Raw genomic sequence first — 17,559 nt, 5'->3', positions numbered from 1 at the left:
GTTGTTAAAGTAATTAATTACCTAAAAAGAAACGTACATGATCACCGGCCATAGTTTTAAACGTTCTTTTGCCGGCTTTATATTATCGCTTTCGCTGCTGACCGCAACAGGGCAGGATATCCATTTTTCGCAGTTCTTCGAAGCGCCCCTGTTACGCAATCCGTCACTGGCAGGCATTTATACCGGCGACTATCGCATTCAGGGCGTATACCGCGATCAATGGAACAGCATCACCAATGCATACAGGACCGGCTCACTGAATGCAGAATACAAAATGCCCGTAGGCGCAGGTAACGATTTTATTACCACCGGCATTCAGGCCGTGTTCGATAAAGCAGGCACCGTAGGGTTGACCACCACGCATATTCTGCCAGCGCTCAATTATCACAAATCGCTGAGCAACGACAAAACCATGTACCTGTCGCTGGGTTTTATGGGTGGACTGATCCGCAAAAGCATCGATATAACCAAGATCACCACCGATAACCAGTATAACGGAGGTGCATTTGACCCAACATTGCCTACCGGCGAAAATATGTTATCGCCCAACTACAGCACCTGGGATGCCAGCGTGGGCATGAGCTTCAATACTACTTTTGGTACCGACGAGCGAAACAGTATGTTCATTGGCGGGGCCTATCACCATTTGAACCGGCCTAAAAATTCGTTCTATCGCAACAGGAGCATCGAGCTTAGCCCCAAGTACGTTGGTTCTATCGGCGTAAAATGGTCGCTCGATGATGAATCGGCCATTACCTTACAGGCCGACCACTCCGTGCAGGGAAGCTATAATGAAACCATCGGCGGTGTATTGTATTCGCACAAACTTGGCTATGATATCGATAACAATCCCACCTATACGTTAAGCGGCGGTTTGTTCCTGCGGTGGAAAGATGCGCTGGTGCCTGTAGTGAAAATTGAATGGGGCCACCTGTCAACCGCTTTGAGTTATGATGTAAACGTATCGCCGTTAAAAACAGCCAGTATGGGCCGGGGCGGGTTCGAACTATCGCTCTGTTATATCGGGTTCCTGCAACGCGACAATAGTAGTGAGTATAAAATGTTATGTCCGAAATTTTAAACAGTAGTAGCACCCTTCGGAGTGTGCCACTACTGACCGCTCTCGCGGTTTTTATTTCGCCACTATATAATTTCCCACTTCCTTCCCGCTATCACTCAGCATGGTTAGCCGCAGGTTGGCGGCATCGGCCTGTAGTTTTATCAGCGTACGCTGCCCGTCCCTGGGGCCGCCGCCAATTATAATGGGATAATGATGTTGTTCTTTTACCGGCGGATGTATGCCATGTTTATGTGTATGCCCGCTAATGACCATATCAACGTGGTATTTGTTGAATACGGGGTTGAACAACTCGCGGCAATGCATGGTGCCATGCCAGTCGCCCGAATAAAATGGCGGAATATGCATCAGCACCACTTTAAATTCGGCTTTCCTGAACGCCTTGCTTTGCATCACTTCTTCCAGCCATACCTGCTGTTCCATACGATAAGCGTCAAAATCAACAATGCCCGCATATACGGGGGTATCATCTGTTTTATCTTCACCGGTATCGAGCACGGTGAAATGTACCGGTCCCCAGGTGAAGCTATAATACTGGCTGCTTTGCGGATTGGTAAAATAATGATGCAGATCGCGGCTATACTTTCCCCGTGTTTCATGATTGCCCCGTACATACATAAATGGTTTTTCACTGGCGAAACTGCTGATGCAGGGTTGCAGCATATGATCTACTATCTGCTGTTCATTGGTTTGGTAATCGAAGATATCGCCGTTGAAGAACACAAAATCATAGGGATCGGCGCCATTCAACTGCACCAGATGCGGAATGGAATCCGGCCTGTCGTGAATGTCGTTCATGATCAAACAACGCATGACATCTGACTTATCCATGGGCGTGGTGAAGGTATACACTTCGCTTTCGATGGTACCGCCATAGGTTAGTTTATATGGTTCAAACCCGGTGATCTCTTTCGACACTACACGGTAAAAGTATTTTGTGCCCGGCTTCAGGCGGCTCAGTTTTATACGGTTCACCCGGTTGTACGCATCCACCAGCCCGTTGGTAACGCTATGCGTCTTTTGTCCCAGCGCATTGGTTTCACCATACTCAACCCAGCTGTAGGCAGGCAGGTTGGTAACACACATTACCACCATGGAATCAGGCGCAGGATGTTGCAGGTAAGGTTTTGCGGTAAATACGTGCCCGGCGGCAGGATCGGCAGGCCGCAGCAATGGCGAGGCCTGCAGAAAATCGGGCAACAGGCTGCCAGCCAGGGTGGCCCCACCCAAACCGGTGAGCGATTGTAAAAAATGACGACGGCTATTACTTTTTTGTTGTTGATGCATGTAAATGGAATATTGGCTACGGTATAAAATTAAGTTCGCGCAGGTAAAAAACAGGGCGCAAACGATTGTTCGAAATTAAAGACGCTAAAAAACGCCGGCATGTTACACGTTCGGCGTTTTTCATGAAAAGTTAATACAACATTTAAAATGCGCCGATCTCTGAAAGATGCGTAAAATGCGTATTGGCAAAACTGGAGTCAACCACAAACCTGAAATACCGTGCAGGTACAGGATTATTTAAATAAAAAGTTTGTTTGGTATATACATTCTGAAAGGTGAAGGTGCCGGTGTTGGTCCAGGTGCTGCCGTCAACGCTTACGTCTACATGCACTTTCTGCGGATTACCCGTAGCCGTATTGTTACTTCCCGTAAAATAAAAGCCATGCATGCTGTTGGTTGCGTTCATATCAACTTTTAAATAATGCGGATGCGGCGGTTTGGCCAGTTTCCACTGGGTATGCCATACGGTGGTAGTATTGTTATCAAAAGCATTGAGTGAAATATTAGGCGATTCCTGCGAAGAGGTTTCCAGCAGCGTCCAGGACGGGCGGTTATACTCAATGTATTCGCCCCTGATATGAAAATACGTAGTACGCAAATTTTCATTTACCGGTATGGCGGCATCGGTTTGCACCAGGCTTATGGGCAACAGGTAATCTTTTGACACTTCCAGTCCGCCAACGGTTTTAATGGCAAAACGCAACGGCGTGCTGCTTTCATTTCCGGCGGAAATATTGGTGCTCAGGTTGTCGGGTATATAACTGCCTGCGGGCAGCATAGCATAGGCGGTGCCGTTCTTTTTATTAAAACTGTCAACCAGCGCCGGGTTAACTTCAAACTTTACATTGATCAGTTGCGACTGATCATCTACACCGCCAAAGGCTGCGCCGAAAACAATGTATTGCAGGGTGTCGGTCATTAACAGGGGCCGCATGGCGGGGTAATCTACCGCCTGAGGCATATAAAGTTTCGAATATTGCCCGGGATCATCGATCAGCTGCTTCTTGCAGGCTATTGAGCAGGCTGCGAGGAGGAATGCCGAGATATAAGTATAACGTGTCATTTAATTGAATTTTGATGTTTTTGTGAACCTTAGATCGTGAATCGTGAATGGCCTCGCGATTATTCAGATTTTGTTACGACCCTGCGGCGCCGGAAATTATTGACCATTGACCATTGACCTAGTATCCAGGATTCTGCGTAAGCGCCTTGTCTTTTTCTCTTTCCGACTGCGGAATGGGAAACAGGTCGAATGCTGGCCGGTAAACGCGATTCTCAAGCAGGAACTTTTCATAGGTATATACCGTACCGCTTTTTGTCACCTTCATTCCGTAAGCAGCGGTGCCTTCCTGTGTGCCAATTCGCCAGCGGCGAAGGTCCCAGAAACGATGGGTTTCAAAAGCCAGTTCAACACGCCGTTCGTGCCGTATACGCAAACGCATTTCTTCTTTTGATAAGCCGGCAGGGATAGGCGGCATCTTTACATTCTTACGGTCGCGTACCAGGTTTACCGCATCATACACCGATTGATCAGGAGCGCTTAATACTTCATTCTTTGCTTCGGCATAATTCAACAATGCTTCGGCATACCGCATGAATACCCAATAATGGCTGCCAGGTTTGTACGACGTGATGAGGGTTGCATTTTCATCGAGCAACTTGGCAACATAATAACCGGTTTTGGTTGCGGCGGCATTGTAGTTCAGTCCATCCACCCCACTGCCTACGTAGGTATTGATGGTGGCGCCTGTCCATTTGCAGCCATCATAGATAATGGATTGATAAAAGCGGGGATCGCGGTCAACATAGGGCTTGCCGGGATCGTATCCCGAAGAGGGATCGGTAATGTATTTGCCATTGCTCATTTCATATTCATCAACCATATTCTGCAATGGCTGCAGGTTGCCCCAGCCCCCACCCTGGCTGGGTGGTTCGGTATGGCGCACCCAGTCGTTGTCGACTATTTTCCAAACCTGGTTAACAGTACTTTGAAATATTACCTCAGGTGATGTGCGGGTATGGAACAGCGTTTTATAGTTATCATCGAGCCGGTAAACATTCAGGTCTATCACCGCTTTGGCCGCATCGGCAGCCAACTGCCATTTCTCCTGTTTATTTTCGGGATTGTGTAACAGGCTGGCGGCATATAACAAAACGCGCGATTTCAGCAACATGGCCGCTCCGCTGGTTGCCCGGCCAAGGTTCTCTGAAGTGCTTACAACAGGCAGCAGGTCTGCGGCGCTATCACAATTACGCGTTATGAAATCAACCGTTTCTTCATCACTGTTACGGGGGATCTGCAGGTCCTGATCGATGGTGAGCGGTTCTGTTATCAGGGGCACCCCACCATAACGTTTGTATAGCTCTGCATAAAAAAATGCGCGCAGAAACAACGCTTCGCCCTTCATTCTTGATTTGCCGGCCTCCTGTTTTGCATCGTTCACCGGCAGGGCATCAATATGTTTCAAGAAAATATTTGCCTTCCTGATATTCTGGTACGATTTCGCCCAGATATCGATGGGGTTATTGGTTGGAGAAATAAGCCCGCTGGTGAAATTAATTGTGCCGTAATTGAATGTATACGGACATTTGGCTTCATCGCATGCCGCGGCATAGGTAAAAGAGTAAACGGGCATCCAGTCGCCGGCGCCAATACCGGTGGCATATATGTTGGCAAGGAAGCCATCGGTTTGTACATAATCACTGAACAACTCTTCGTCGGTTATACCACCCGATTCAGCTTTGTCGAGATAGGAATTTACCTTGCTACAGGCCGTCGCTAAACTTAATAAAGCAATACAACTGGTTACCAAATATATATTTATAAGTCTCATTGTTTATTTTTTAACTGCTCGGATAGAAAGATGATCACGTTTCACGTTCTAAAAATCTGCCGAAATACCCAGGTTCACCACGCGCAACTGCGGATAAAAGAAACCTTTTCCGCTGGGCGCTTCCGGATCGTAACTGCCATTACCCATTCTGTCCCAGGTATACAGGTTCATACCGTTGGCATATACGCGTAATGATGAAATACCGGTATGCTTTCCAATATGCAGCTTCCTGAATGTATACCCTATCTCTACGTTTTTTAACCTGAGATAAGTAGCGTTTTTAAGGAAGAAAGAAGAGAATTCCTGGTGATTGTTGGTGTTTTGTCCGTAATGCAGTGCCGGGTAGGTAGCCGTTGCTGCAGTTTCGGGTGTCCAGCGGCCAAGGTGTTGCTCCATTACTTTTGCGCCGTTATAAAATTCCCAGGCGCCTTCATGACTAAACCGCGCGCTATAATTTCCGGCCCCCTGAAACAATACGCTGACATCAAAATTCTTCCAGCTTACATTTCCAGAAATACCGTACAGGAACTCCGGCACTGTACTTCTTCCAATGGGGCCCTTGTCGTTGTTGTCGATAACGCCATCCCCATTCAGGTCTTTGTATTTGATATCGCCCGGTATCAGGTTGCCAAACTGGCGCGGACTGTTTAATATCTCTTCCTGGCTGTTGAAAAAACCGATGGCGGTAAATCCGAAGATCTGTCCAATCTGCTGACCGGTGCCGCGCAGGTAATCGTATGGATAACTGATCTCATCCCTGAACAGGATCTTGTTCCGCGCGAACGACCCGTTTGCCCGCAGGGAATATCTTACCTTACCGATCCGGTGGCGATGATTGAGCTCCAGTTCGACACCGCGGTTCACTACAACGCCCATATTGGCCGGCGTTAGGTTACCGGCACTTACACCCAACAGATCGGGTATCACGCCACGCGTTATAAGGATATCATTTCTTTTTTCGCGAAACACATCGACATTTGCGCTCAACAGGTTGCGCCATAGCGTTACCTCCACACCGATATTCAGCTTACGGGCCTTTTCCCAGGTTACATCGGCATTGGCCATGGCGCCTTCCTGCCGGCCTGCAATGGCAGTTAGCTGATCGGTGCCAAAGCCATAACCTGTGCCGCTCACATATTCTGAAATAAACAGCCAGCGCCTGTTGCCCAACTGGTCGCTGCCGGTGAGGCCATACGACGCTCTTAGTTTCAGGTAATCGATAACGGAACTATTTTCAAGGAAGGCTTCTTTTGAAACTACCCAGCCTATTGAACCTGCGGGGAAAAAGCCATAACGTTTATTTTTTGCGAAATTGTCGGTCCCATTAAAACCAGCATTGAATTCGGCAAAGTATTTATTACGCCAGTTCCAGGTAACCCTGGAAACAAGGCCCTGGGAAACAAATGGGATAAGGCTGCTGCCTGCCAGTACTTTTTGCTGGCGGTTCACCAACAGTAAACCGGTAAAATTATGTGCGCCAAAACTGCGATCGTAATTCAGTGAGAAATCAAGCCAGGTACTGCGGTTCTGTGAATAACCGCTTTCCGGCGTCCTCAATGGAACATCGGCACCGGTAAATGAATAGCTGGCGGTATCGTTAAAATCACCGCTTCCTTTATACAATGCAGTCTTTACTTCCTTACTGCGGGTTAAAGAAGTTCTTGAATATCCGTCGAATGAGAAATTACCTTTCAAAAACAAACCGGTGGTAATAAAATCAAGCCTGCGCATGGCCGTGAACATACCCGATAAAGAAGAGTTGAAGTACTGCCTGTAACCGGTTGTGTTCACTAATGCGAACGGATTGCCGCGGGTGGTTCCGCCATAAAGACCGTTTGGATATTGTATAGGGTAAGCATTCGGCGGTGTTTTCTGCAGGTAATTAAAGATGTCCTGCGTATTGACGTTCGGCGTATTCTGGTTTTCGATAGCGCCAAATAAACTGAGGCCTACCGAGAAATCCTTATCGAATTCAATATCGATATTCGACCGGAAATTATACCGGCGATACTTCAGGCTGGCATCGTACTTATCGTTCTTCTCCGCTTTATATAAACCGTTTTGCGAAGTATAGCCTGCATTTACGAAATATTTGATCATTGGTGAGCCGCCGCTGATATTGAAATTGGCGCGGGTCATCAATGCCGGTTTCAGCATTTCATTCATCCAGTTTACGTTCGGGTATTTATATGGGTCTGAACCGGATTCATACGCCTTTAATGCTTCCGCTGAATATGGAAGTAGTACCCCGTTGGGGTTATCGTTCTTGTATGCTTCATTTGCCAGTAACGCAAAATGATAGGAGTCGAGGTATTTGGGAATGCGGGTTGCCTCCTGAACACTGGTTTGCACACTGGTATTGATCGCCGGTTTCCCTTCCCTGCCGCGCCGGGTTTTGATAATGATAACGCCATTGGCGCCTTTCACCCCGTAAAGGGCGGTAGCCGATGCATCTTTCAGGATAGTTACGCTTTCCACTTCGTTGGGATCTAGCGATGAAAGCTCCACTACATCGGGTGCTTTTTCAACACCGTCGATCGTAATCAACGGCGCATTGTTGTTCAGCGTGGCGCGGCCCCGTATAAATAACTCCGGCCCGTCATTGCCCGGCTCACCCGAGCGTTGTACCGTTACCAAACCCGGCAACCGGCCGGTTAGTGCGTTGGCGATATTTGCGGCCGGACTTTGTTTTATTTCCCTGGTTGAAATAGAAGCCACAGCTCCGGTTTGGGCTATCTTCTTTTGTGACTGGCCAAAACCCAATACCACTACTTCGCCCATAGCGCCTGAAGGTTTCATGGCAATAGGGAAGTATGCAGCACTTCCCACCTGCTCCTGCACCGATTCGTAACCGGTATAGGTAAAGCGTAACATATCGCCGGGTTGCGCTTCAATGGAAAAGGAACCATCGCGCCTGCTTATAACGCCATTCAGGGTGCGCATTACCATTACATTCACACCGGGCAGCCCATCCTTTGTTTCGGCATCGGTTATTTTTCCGGTGATGAGCAAACCGTTTTGCTTTTTTTCAACCGGAGACGGCGTATCGCGGGTGACCACAATATACCTGCCCGATTCTTTAAAGGACAAGGTGGTGTTCTTAAAAATTTCCCGGCATATGTTTTCAAGCGGCTCATCAGCAAACACCAATGCCGGAACCAGGAAAGACTGTACATCATTTTGCGTGTACGCGAAACTGATACCTGCTTTTTTCTGTAATTGTTGCAGTGCCTGGCCCAGCGGTTGTGCGCTGAACGAAATAGTTACCTTTTTTTTCAATACGCTTTGCGCATGGCTGGCTACACTAAATACCATACAAATAACCAACGTAAGCAGAAAGTTCTGGTAACCTAAACAACACTGTTCAGGAATCTTTTTTTTCATAATTTCGAAACTTGGTTTTAAGTAGTAAATATTTGCTACCAGTACAGGATACAGGGCCCAATCCTGTGTCCTGTTTGCTTTTACCACGGTCATTTCCTGGTGGCGGCAGCATTAAGCGAGGCTAATACAATAGCCAGGCTGAGTCATTTATTCTTTTATATTGATGTTGGTTTAACAATGCCAGTACCTGTATTACCTCCTGTACAGGCGTGTTGCGGTTCAATTTAATATTGTAATGCCGGGCGTTTACTTCCCTGCTATTTGTTTTCACCCTTATGCCGTACAGGTTTTCCATAGCCAGTTGCAGGTGGGCAAAGGGCGCATCGGTTAGCTGTAATTCGTTCTCTTTCCATAAAGAAGCCAGCCATACCGGCACGGTGTTTTTGGTAAATGCACCGGTTTTTGATCGTACGCTGAGTTGTTTACCGGGTAACAGCACATCGAGCTGTTTGTCGTTATGGCTTACCGCTACTTTTCCGGTTGCTACGGTCACCCGCACAGCTTCCCCTGGCAAACCGGTTTGCACACTGAAGGAAGTGCCCAGCACCCTGGTTTGCACCGGGCCATTTTTTACAATGAAAGGATGGGCCGGGTCTTTCTCCACTTCAAAAAATGCTTCACCCGCCACCAGTTCAATAATGCGAAACTGTTGTTTATATAACTGGGTATCTATTTTCACCAGGGTATTGGCTTTCAGCCAGATCACGCTGTGGTCGGGTAATACATACCGTTGGGCGCCCGTTGCAGCGAGGGTAATTACTGTTGACTGATGGCCATGTTGTTTTGTTGAGAAGCGTTTTTCCGGCGCGAACAGCCACCAGCCGGCAATACCTATTAATATTGCAGCGGCGGCCGGCCAGTACAGCCAGCGGCGGGATGCCTTTTCCACCATGGGCGTTTCCTTATAGCCGGGCCAGGCAGCCGCTTCGGTAAGCAGGGCCTGTTCCATGGTAGCCGGCATAGGCCCGTCAACCGGTTCTTCCCATACACTTTGCAGGTATTCGTCAAGTGCTTCGGGATGCTCATTGAGCCATTGTTGTACCAGTGCAGTCTCTTCGGCCGTGCATTCGCCCTTTATAAATTTGTGCAGTAATAGTTTGTCCATTGTTACCTGTATCACGCACGGGCGGCAGGTAACCGGTAAGCTTTTTTAAAATATTTTTTCTTAAGTGGGAGATTGGTGAACTGGGACAGTTCATAGTTCGTAGTTCTCAGTTCATAGTTCTCAGTTCATAGTTCTCAGTTCATAGTTCTCAGTTCATAGTTCTCAGTTCATAGTTAATTGACAGCTAGTATTTCATTTGGTTTCGCAAAAACCTGAGCGACAAGCCAACCTGTTTTTCAACCGTGGCTGGTGAAATTCCCAATTGGTCGGCTACCGTTTTGTGCGAAAGGCCTTCCTGTTTTACCAGCGTGAAGATCTGTTTTCTTTTGGCGGGTAACCGGGCAATGGTCGATTGCAACTGCTGCAATTTTTCTTTATAATGCATAAGTTGTTCAGCTTGTGGTATGGCTTCGGAAGGAGCGGCGTTTTGCTGTAACTGGTGAATCAGCTGTTGCTGCCGGGCTTTTTTGCGAAGGTGATCGATGACAAGGTTGCGGGCATAGGTAAACAGCAGGGGCAGCACTTCGCGGGTATCGTCTACAGTACCTATGTGCTGCCACAGCCGGGCGTAACAGTTTTGAATAATGTCCCTGGCGTCGGCCTCGTTCTGCGTAAGCTTCCGGGCAAAATGATACAACCGGTCTTTGGTGGCAAAGAATATGCGATTGAATTTTTGCGACCAGTCGGCATCTGCATCAACTGAATGGGTAGCAGGCAAGGTAATATCCTGCTCCTGAGCAGATAAATTCCATAATGCCGTATCGTTTAAAGGAAGTTCCATGCTTTAGAAATCGCGGCAAAGAAAACCATCAAATGTTATACAATTATTAAGTGTATAATTAACAGTACAAGACAGATCGCGTAGCGAAACAAGACATCACTTTGTCAATGAGTTCATTGCGCTCAATACATAGATTACGCAATCGTGTGCGGTTAATTCTCCGGTAAATGTTTTAACTCCGCGCAACCGGCGGTTCGTAAATATTTCCTGCGCATTCCACCGGCCATGCATTTTAAGCGCGCTCTCCAGGTTGAAAGAAAAGTAGGCAGAAACATTTTGCCGGTTAAGCACACAGATCGCATAGCGGTCGTTCGACAATTCTTTTTTAAACACCAGCCAGCCGTTTGCATCGATAACCACCGAAGCCTGGCTGCCCAATACATCCTGATCGATGGCAATCAACTCTTTGTTTAGCAGAATGGCTTTCACTGCCGTGTCCATACGGCGTACATCGAGGTTAACCATCAGTGGTGAGGCCAGCATGCACCAGACCGCAAACTGGGAGCGGTATTCGGTTAGGCTGCAGCCGGTAAAGCGTCCGTTAAGGGAAGAAGATTTTCCTTTGCCGGATAAACCGGTTACCAGCAGGTCGGGATCGTTCCAACCACCGGGACCGGCATACTTTTCAAGCCCCTTTTGTTTCTCAATGGTATTCATGATGCCGTTATGACCATTATCGTATCGATCGCTTAGCCAGGTATCCCGCATATCCCAGGTGGTGCGCCATAAATGACCGCCTGCGGCGCGCGCCCAAAGCCAGGGTTGCCGCTGGCCCCATTCGCAAATGCTATATACAATTAGCCGCCCGGTACTGCGCAGTGCATCACCCATTTTTTTGTAACGGGTAAACGCGGTAACCATATCGCCGGGCGCATTACAATAATCATACTTGAGGTAATCGATTCCCCAATTTGCAAAAGTTGTGGCGTCGCGTTCCTCAAAATTGTAACTGCCCGTAACGCCGCCACAGGTAAGGGCTGCAGCATCGGAATAGATCCCGAGTTTTAATCCTTTTGAGTGAACGTAATCGGCCAGCGCTTTTATTCCATGGGGAAAACGTATGGGGTCGGGAAACAATTCATTACTGGCATTGCGGCCGCCCACCCAAAAATCGTCAATCACAATGTATTGATAACCGGCGCGGGACATACCCGAACTTACCAAGGCATCGGCAATTTCCCTGATCAGTTTATCAGATACGTCTTCTTCAAACAGGTTCCAGCTATTCCATCCCATCGGCGGCGTTAAAGCAACGGATGATTGCGATCTTACGAATAATACCATGAGCGTAATGCAGAAAGTGGTTGCAAGCTTTTTCAGGATCATACATTCAGATTTCGAGGATGATGCGGATTAAACAGCAATGATTTAGAAGCCTTTCAACCAAAAATAACCAACTGCCGCACAAAACAAACACGCAAACGTTTGCTGAAATTTTAGAAATAAATGTTTACTGAACAGTACAAAGCACACTGCCGGGTACACTTATTGTAATATAGAATTTGCCCCGGATTCATCCACTAACTGCGACCCTTTTCCTTTTGTGTGAGACCATAACCACCTTTATCGTTCCTACCCGGAAAACTAATCCACATGCACATTTTTTTCGTGTTTGATATTTTTAATTCGCTGATAAAATCTTAAATTTAATAAACATGAGAATCCCGCCAGCGATACGGACTTTCCGGCGTCCGAGCCAACCAAACGGACTGCCTTTGGCAATGCTGATGGCCATTATGGCATTAACCATTTCTCAATCTGCGTTTAATCAAAGCAGGTATGACTGGCGAACAAATATCGACCAGGTGATCCATGAAACGGATAGTCTCTCCCTTCACTCGCAACGCACTTTTTACCTCAATAAGATCCTGCGCAAAGACGAGCCGCTTAAAGAAACCTGGTATTACACCATTCACAATAAAAACATCATTGTTTTTGAAGTTCGATATCGCATAGATTCACTGGAGTATACAGAAACCTTTTACCTGAACCGGGGACGGTTGATTTGTATGGAACTATACGAAACTGATTTTATGTCTTACTACGAAGATGAAATAAAACACGGCGAAGTGTTCTTCTTCGATCACGACATGCTGATACAATACGTTACCGTAGGAAATGGATTGGCCGATATGTCGTTCCGCGATCCGCAATACGAACCCTTGAGACGGTTTTACAAACGGTATATTGAGTTGCAGAAGAATATACTGTCGCTGGCAACAAACTAACAGCTAATTTGATAATGTGCTAATTAGCTAATGTGCTAACGCATCCTGTGCAGTTCACCGTTGTATCGCAACGCTTAAAATAAGGCAGGAAATTTTTACACGCTGTGCCACTGATCGATTTTTCGCGAAGCTCAAAATAAAGCAAGATCATTCTTCCGTAAAATGTTCTTCTTTCTTCGAAATTCAAAAACGGGCAGCTCCGATTCATACATTTATAATGAGACAATTGACTAATTTGCGCATCACTAAACGCCAATGAAATACGCCTTCTGTATTTCATTAGCATATTGGCACATTAGCAAATTATCAAATTATGGCTCCTGATTTTACCCTTTTCGATACGGCTAAGAACGCCGTAAGTTTGCACGACTTTAAAGGAAAGAACGTAGTACTGCTTTTCTTCCCGCTGGCATTTACCAGCGTTTGTACAAAAGAACTTTGTTATGTACGCGATAATATGGCGTTGTTCAATAATGTCAATGCGCAGGTGTTGGGCATTAGTGTCGACTCACTGTATACCCTGGCTAAATTCAGGGAAGAACAGGGATTCAATTTTCCCCTGCTGAGCGACTTCAATAAGGAGGTATCGAAATTGTATAACAGTTTATACGAGGAATGGAATTATAATATGAAAGGCGTGTCGAAACGCGCATCGTTTGTTATCGACCGGGAGGGCAACATCCGTTTTTCTGAAATACTTGAAAAGGCGGGCGATTTTCCGAATTTCGAGGGCATTCAGTTAACCCTTCGCACAATCGCTTGATTATAATCAATTAAAATAGGGTTAAAATATTAACTGTGTACAATTTTTGTAAGCAGAATCCCCTATCAACCGCAGGTTATATGCTAAAGGAGTTGTATTTTTGGTTAAAAGGAAATATCTTGAGCAATAACTGTAAAATATCATCGCGCATGAAGATTTTTTACGCATTGTCCACTATCCTTTTATTGTCATTCACAGCGAAAAGCCAGGAGCGTAATCCTGGACAGGACCCTGCAACCCCTGTCGTAAAGTTCTACCCGAACCCTGCTACCTCAATGATCACCTTCGATTTCCAACGCGGATACGAAAAATCGCTGAACCTGCAGATCTTTAACTTTATTGGCAAAAAAGTTCAGGAAATCAATAATATTTCGCCTAAGACCACGGTTAACCTCAACGATTTTTACCGTGGTATCTATATATTCCAGTTAAAAGATAAAAACGGAAAAGTGATCGATTCGGGAAAGTTCCAGGTCTCCAAGTAACAGATTATTCCAACTTATTTATACAGTCCGCCGCGGCGGACTTTTTTTATGTCCAGGCGTTCATAGCTTTCTCCATTTTATATTTCCAGGTTCCCCGGTAGAAATTATAAACAGGGCGTTTGTAATTCCAGATGTATGATTTGCGATTACAAACGGGTCGTTTGTAATTTTAAACGGCCATTTATGATTATGGAAATGCAGGGGAACCAACCCTTCCTGATATAAAAAACAGGCAAGCTGCTTGTAATCAACAACTTGCCTGTTATGATTATAAACGCACTAAAGTACCTGCACTATCAAAAACTTCAGGTAATGAGTATTCTCCCATTCCCAAACGATCGGGTGATCGGCCGACTGGGTTTGAAATGTCACCTGCCTGATCTTTCTTCGGGCATCCTTCGCCGCTAACTGAATGATCTGCAGGAACAGGTCGGGCTGCACCAGGTTGGTACAACTGGAGGTTACCAGGAAACCACCGGGTTTCACCAGCTTCATTCCCCGCAGGTTGATCTCTTTATATCCGGTAATGGCCTTTTGAATATTGTCCCTTGTTTTGGTAAACGAAGGCGGATCGAGCATTACCACATCATATTGTTTTCCCTCGCGGGCCCAGGCCTTCAGCACATCAAACGCATTCATACATTCGAATTTGCAGATGTTATCTACCCCATTGAGGGCCGCATTGCGGTTTGCCTGGTCAACAGCGTTCTGTGAAATATCCAGTCCAAGCACCGATCTGGCGCCATAGTGCGCTGCATGAATTTCAAACGTTCCGGTATAGGTAAACGCACCCAATACGTCGGCCCCTTTTACAATATGCTGAATGGCACGGCGGTTGTCCTGCTGATCGAGAAAATAACCGGTCTTCTGACCATTTTCGATATCCACATAGAACTTCAATCCATTCTCCTGAATGGTGATCTTCGTATCGAACGGCGCAGAGAGAAAACCTTTCTGCTGGGGCAAACCCTCCAGTTCGCGCACCGGCACATCATTGCGTTCGTATATGCCTTTTGGCCTGAAGATCTTTTCGAGGGCCGCTACGATGGCTGGTTTCCACACATCGATACCGAGGGCCAGGGTTTGAATAACGAAATAGTCGTTGAACTTATCGATGATCATTTGAGGCAGGTTGTCGGCCTCACCGAAGATCAGCCGGCAATTCTCTTCATAACCCAGTTGCTGGCGGTATTTCCAGGCCTCCAGCAGGCGGTTATAAAAGAACTCCTCATTCACCACATCGTCTTTTTTGCGGGTAAGCAACCGCACCAGTATCTGCGAACGGGAATTGAAATAGCCTTTCCCGATAAACTTTTTATCATGGGTGTACACATCTACAATTGCGCCGGGTTCAACACCTTCCGGGGCTTCATTCACTTCATTGGCGAAGATCCAGGGATGCCCGTTAGCCACCCGCTGGCTGATCTTCTTTTTTAAGATTACCTGATTCATCTGAAAATAATAATTGAGTTTTGACCAGATGTCCGCCCGGATGACCCGTTCGGACGGGGAACTTACCATGGCAAAATTTTCATAATCCTGTGTGTCTTAATGAAAATTCTGCCAAAGGGACGTTTCATTCGCGCAAAAGTAGAATTATTGGGCGAAATGGCGGCATCAGGGTTTTGAGGCAGCAGCTGCACGCAGATCCGGGTAAAAACAGGCCGTCCCGGTCCTTTGGCTTTCCGCCAGGGGGCGAACATGCGCTCAGGACCGGGACGGCTCATTATGTACATACAATCTATTACATTATCGTCAACCGGTTAATAGCCGGTATTTTGTTTCAGGTTTATTTTTCCGGTGGCGTTGTGTATGTCTATCTGCGTTTGTGGTATCGGGTAATACTCATTCTTTTGGGGCGTAAATGCGGCCGACTGGTTGATATTGAAAATTGTCGGGCGCTGCTTTTCTGCAGCAGCAAATGCATTCAGTTCAGCCGCCATCACGGTACCCGTGCCATTGTCCCACCGCGCCAGGTCGAAAAAGCGGTGGCCTTCCATGGCCAGTTCCAGTTTTCTTTCAAACCGAATTGCCTTCAATGCATATGTTTTATCGGCAAAAGCACCCGGGGGATATTCACCGATATTATAATCGTCGGCCGGGGTTGTTCTGGTGATATATTTTCCGCTGCCGGCATCATAATCGCTGCCGCTGTATACCCAGCCGGAAGCATCTGCCGCCCGTGCACGAATATGGTTTACATATTCAAGCGCTTTATCGGGACTTCCTACTTCTATTTCACACTCGGCAGCCCACAACAGTACATCGGCGAAGCGAATAATATTTACATTATTTGCTGTGATCTGCGTAGGTCCCCAGAAACTGGTTTCTGTTGATGATAACAGGTCCTGTTGCACTTTCGCATAGGCATTTTTCTTAGGGCTGAAATAGCCGTTGGTGGCCGGGTCACGGATCCAGGCGTCACCAGGTGTTGGACCCCAGTCGAAATAAGGAATACCGGGGCGGCCCATTGTGAGATCTATCCGAGGATCGAGTGTACCGGTATAGGCTCCTGCAGGGTCACTTACATTCGGTGTGCTGTTGTACGTGCCGAACATCGGCAACCCGTCGGCATCAGTTTTATAAGAATTAGCAAGCGACATGGTAGGGTTATTGAAACCGCAGCAACCGCCGGGGCCGGCGCTGTTAGGCAGGTTGAGGGCATCGCCATGGTTACCGTTGGTACCTGAACCATCGTTCACTGAGGCCTGGTAAGCAAAAATGGATTCTGCACTGTTATCTGTAGCCGCATTGAAATTATCCTGGAAATTTACCAGTTTATATGCCTTTCCGCCTGAGGTTACGCCATTACCTGTGCCACCATAGGCTGCGGGAATGAGCTTATCGAACTGTTCTTTTGCCTGTGCGTACTTATGTTGATACAGGAATATTTTACCCAGGAATGCGATTGCTGCCGATTTGTTGACCCTTCCTACCTGTGTTTGCGTGGCAGGCAGGTTCGCTGCGCCATATTCCAGATCGGCTTCTATCTTAGCCCAGATATTGATAAAATTACCGGCGTCATCGATATTCGGCACATTGGTATTCTTTGCAGCGGTGAAAATGGTTTCATCTACAAAAGGCACATTGTTCCAAAGCTTCTTTGCTTCAAAATGAAAATACCCCCGCAGAAAACGGGCTTCCCCTTCCATCACCTTTTTCTCTGCATCCGTCATATCGGTAACCCTGGGCAATACACGCAATACTTCATTGGCACGTTGCACACCATCGTACAATGCCTGCCACTTCTGGTTAAAGTAAGGATTGTTGGTATTGTAGGCCCAGGTTTCAATTTGTACAATATCACCCTGATCGCTTGGGGTAGAACCTTTATAGGAATCTCCACCGGCCACACTGCCAAACACCCAGTTGGAAGGACTGGAAGCCCAGTTGTTACCTGCCGCACCACCCATACCACCTATCATATGATAAGCCCCAATAAGCAGTCCGTTTGCACCGGCCGCGTTTGCCAGCTGATCGGGATTGAAGGAACCCAACGGTTCTTTATCGAGAAAATTTTTACGGCAGGACGTTACCAGCAACAGCAATGCCATTGTCATTGCTGTTGCATATTTATATAAAAAAGGATTTCGTTTCATTTTGCTTTGATTTCA

The 17,559-nt window shown here is 46.9% G+C and carries 13 protein-coding genes; 4 read left to right on the top strand and 9 right to left on the bottom strand.

Annotated features, from left to right (window positions below; genetic code table 11):
* Nucleotides 1-37 precede the first annotated feature (37 nt).
* Complete coding sequence (locus A4R26_RS04520; protein ID WP_081161170.1) at nt 38-1,081, top strand: PorP/SprF family type IX secretion system membrane protein; 1,044 nt, start codon at nt 38-40, stop codon at nt 1,079-1,081.
* A 51-nt stretch (nt 1,082-1,132) separates the two neighbouring features.
* Here A4R26_RS04520 and A4R26_RS04515 read toward each other — a convergent pair whose 3' ends face one another.
* The 7 genes from A4R26_RS04515 to A4R26_RS04485 all read right to left on the bottom strand — a co-directional run bounded on the left by A4R26_RS04515 (nt 1,133) and on the right by A4R26_RS04485 (nt 11,795).
* Nucleotides 1,133-2,365: a purple acid phosphatase family protein gene (locus A4R26_RS04515; protein ID WP_081161165.1), complete on the bottom strand. Its 1,233-nt coding sequence runs from the start codon at nt 2,363-2,365 to the stop codon at nt 1,133-1,135.
* A 142-nt stretch (nt 2,366-2,507) separates the two neighbouring features.
* The gene (locus tag A4R26_RS04510) at nt 2,508-3,428 is read right to left on the bottom strand and encodes a BT_3987 domain-containing protein (protein WP_081161162.1); all 921 of its coding nucleotides are present in this window, start codon (nt 3,426-3,428) and stop codon (nt 2,508-2,510) included.
* A 118-nt stretch (nt 3,429-3,546) separates the two neighbouring features.
* A complete protein-coding gene (locus A4R26_RS04505; RefSeq protein ID WP_081161158.1) occupies nt 3,547-5,199 on the bottom strand; it encodes a RagB/SusD family nutrient uptake outer membrane protein in 1,653 nt (550 codons plus the stop codon).
* A gap of 48 nt (nt 5,200-5,247) precedes the next feature.
* Complete coding sequence (locus tag A4R26_RS04500; RefSeq protein WP_165760145.1) at nt 5,248-8,583, bottom strand: TonB-dependent receptor; 3,336 nt, start codon at nt 8,581-8,583, stop codon at nt 5,248-5,250.
* Between the two features lie 121 nt (nt 8,584-8,704).
* Entirely contained in the window at nt 8,705-9,688 is a 984-nt protein-coding gene (locus tag A4R26_RS04495; protein WP_133054539.1) for a FecR family protein, read from the bottom strand.
* 184 nt (nt 9,689-9,872) lie between these two features.
* Nucleotides 9,873-10,469: an RNA polymerase sigma-70 factor gene (locus tag A4R26_RS04490; protein ID WP_081161144.1), complete on the bottom strand. Its 597-nt coding sequence runs from the start codon at nt 10,467-10,469 to the stop codon at nt 9,873-9,875.
* A gap of 96 nt (nt 10,470-10,565) precedes the next feature.
* Complete coding sequence (locus A4R26_RS04485; RefSeq protein WP_207625673.1) at nt 10,566-11,795, bottom strand: glycoside hydrolase family 27 protein; 1,230 nt, start codon at nt 11,793-11,795, stop codon at nt 10,566-10,568.
* A gap of 329 nt (nt 11,796-12,124) precedes the next feature.
* Here A4R26_RS04485 and A4R26_RS04480 point away from each other — a divergent pair, with 329 nt between their 5' ends.
* From A4R26_RS04480 to A4R26_RS04470, 3 genes are all read left to right on the top strand, one after another.
* Nucleotides 12,125-12,697 carry a hypothetical protein gene (locus tag A4R26_RS04480; RefSeq protein ID WP_133054538.1) on the top strand — a complete coding sequence of 191 codons (573 nt, stop codon included), beginning with the start codon at nt 12,125-12,127 and terminating at the stop codon, nt 12,695-12,697.
* A 313-nt stretch (nt 12,698-13,010) separates the two neighbouring features.
* Nucleotides 13,011-13,460: a peroxiredoxin gene (locus A4R26_RS04475; RefSeq protein ID WP_081161133.1), complete on the top strand. Its 450-nt coding sequence runs from the start codon at nt 13,011-13,013 to the stop codon at nt 13,458-13,460.
* A gap of 149 nt (nt 13,461-13,609) precedes the next feature.
* Nucleotides 13,610-13,945: a T9SS type A sorting domain-containing protein gene (locus A4R26_RS04470; protein ID WP_165760144.1), complete on the top strand. Its 336-nt coding sequence runs from the start codon at nt 13,610-13,612 to the stop codon at nt 13,943-13,945.
* Between the two features lie 279 nt (nt 13,946-14,224).
* Here A4R26_RS04470 and A4R26_RS04465 read toward each other — a convergent pair whose 3' ends face one another.
* Entirely contained in the window at nt 14,225-15,397 is a 1,173-nt protein-coding gene (locus A4R26_RS04465) for a class I SAM-dependent rRNA methyltransferase (protein WP_081161308.1), read from the bottom strand.
* A 311-nt stretch (nt 15,398-15,708) separates the two neighbouring features.
* Nucleotides 15,709-17,544, bottom strand: a complete 1,836-nt coding sequence (locus A4R26_RS04455) for a RagB/SusD family nutrient uptake outer membrane protein (protein ID WP_081161107.1) — start codon at nt 17,542-17,544, stop codon at nt 15,709-15,711.
* Nucleotides 17,545-17,559: the final 15 nt, after the last annotated feature.

This window comes from Niastella populi, from assembly GCF_002078015.1.
GTDB classification, from domain to species: Bacteria; Bacteroidota; Bacteroidia; order Chitinophagales; family Chitinophagaceae; genus Niastella; species Niastella populi.
The sequence above is the reverse complement of the archived record's forward strand: the minus strand, read 5'-3'. Positions and strand labels throughout refer to the sequence as shown.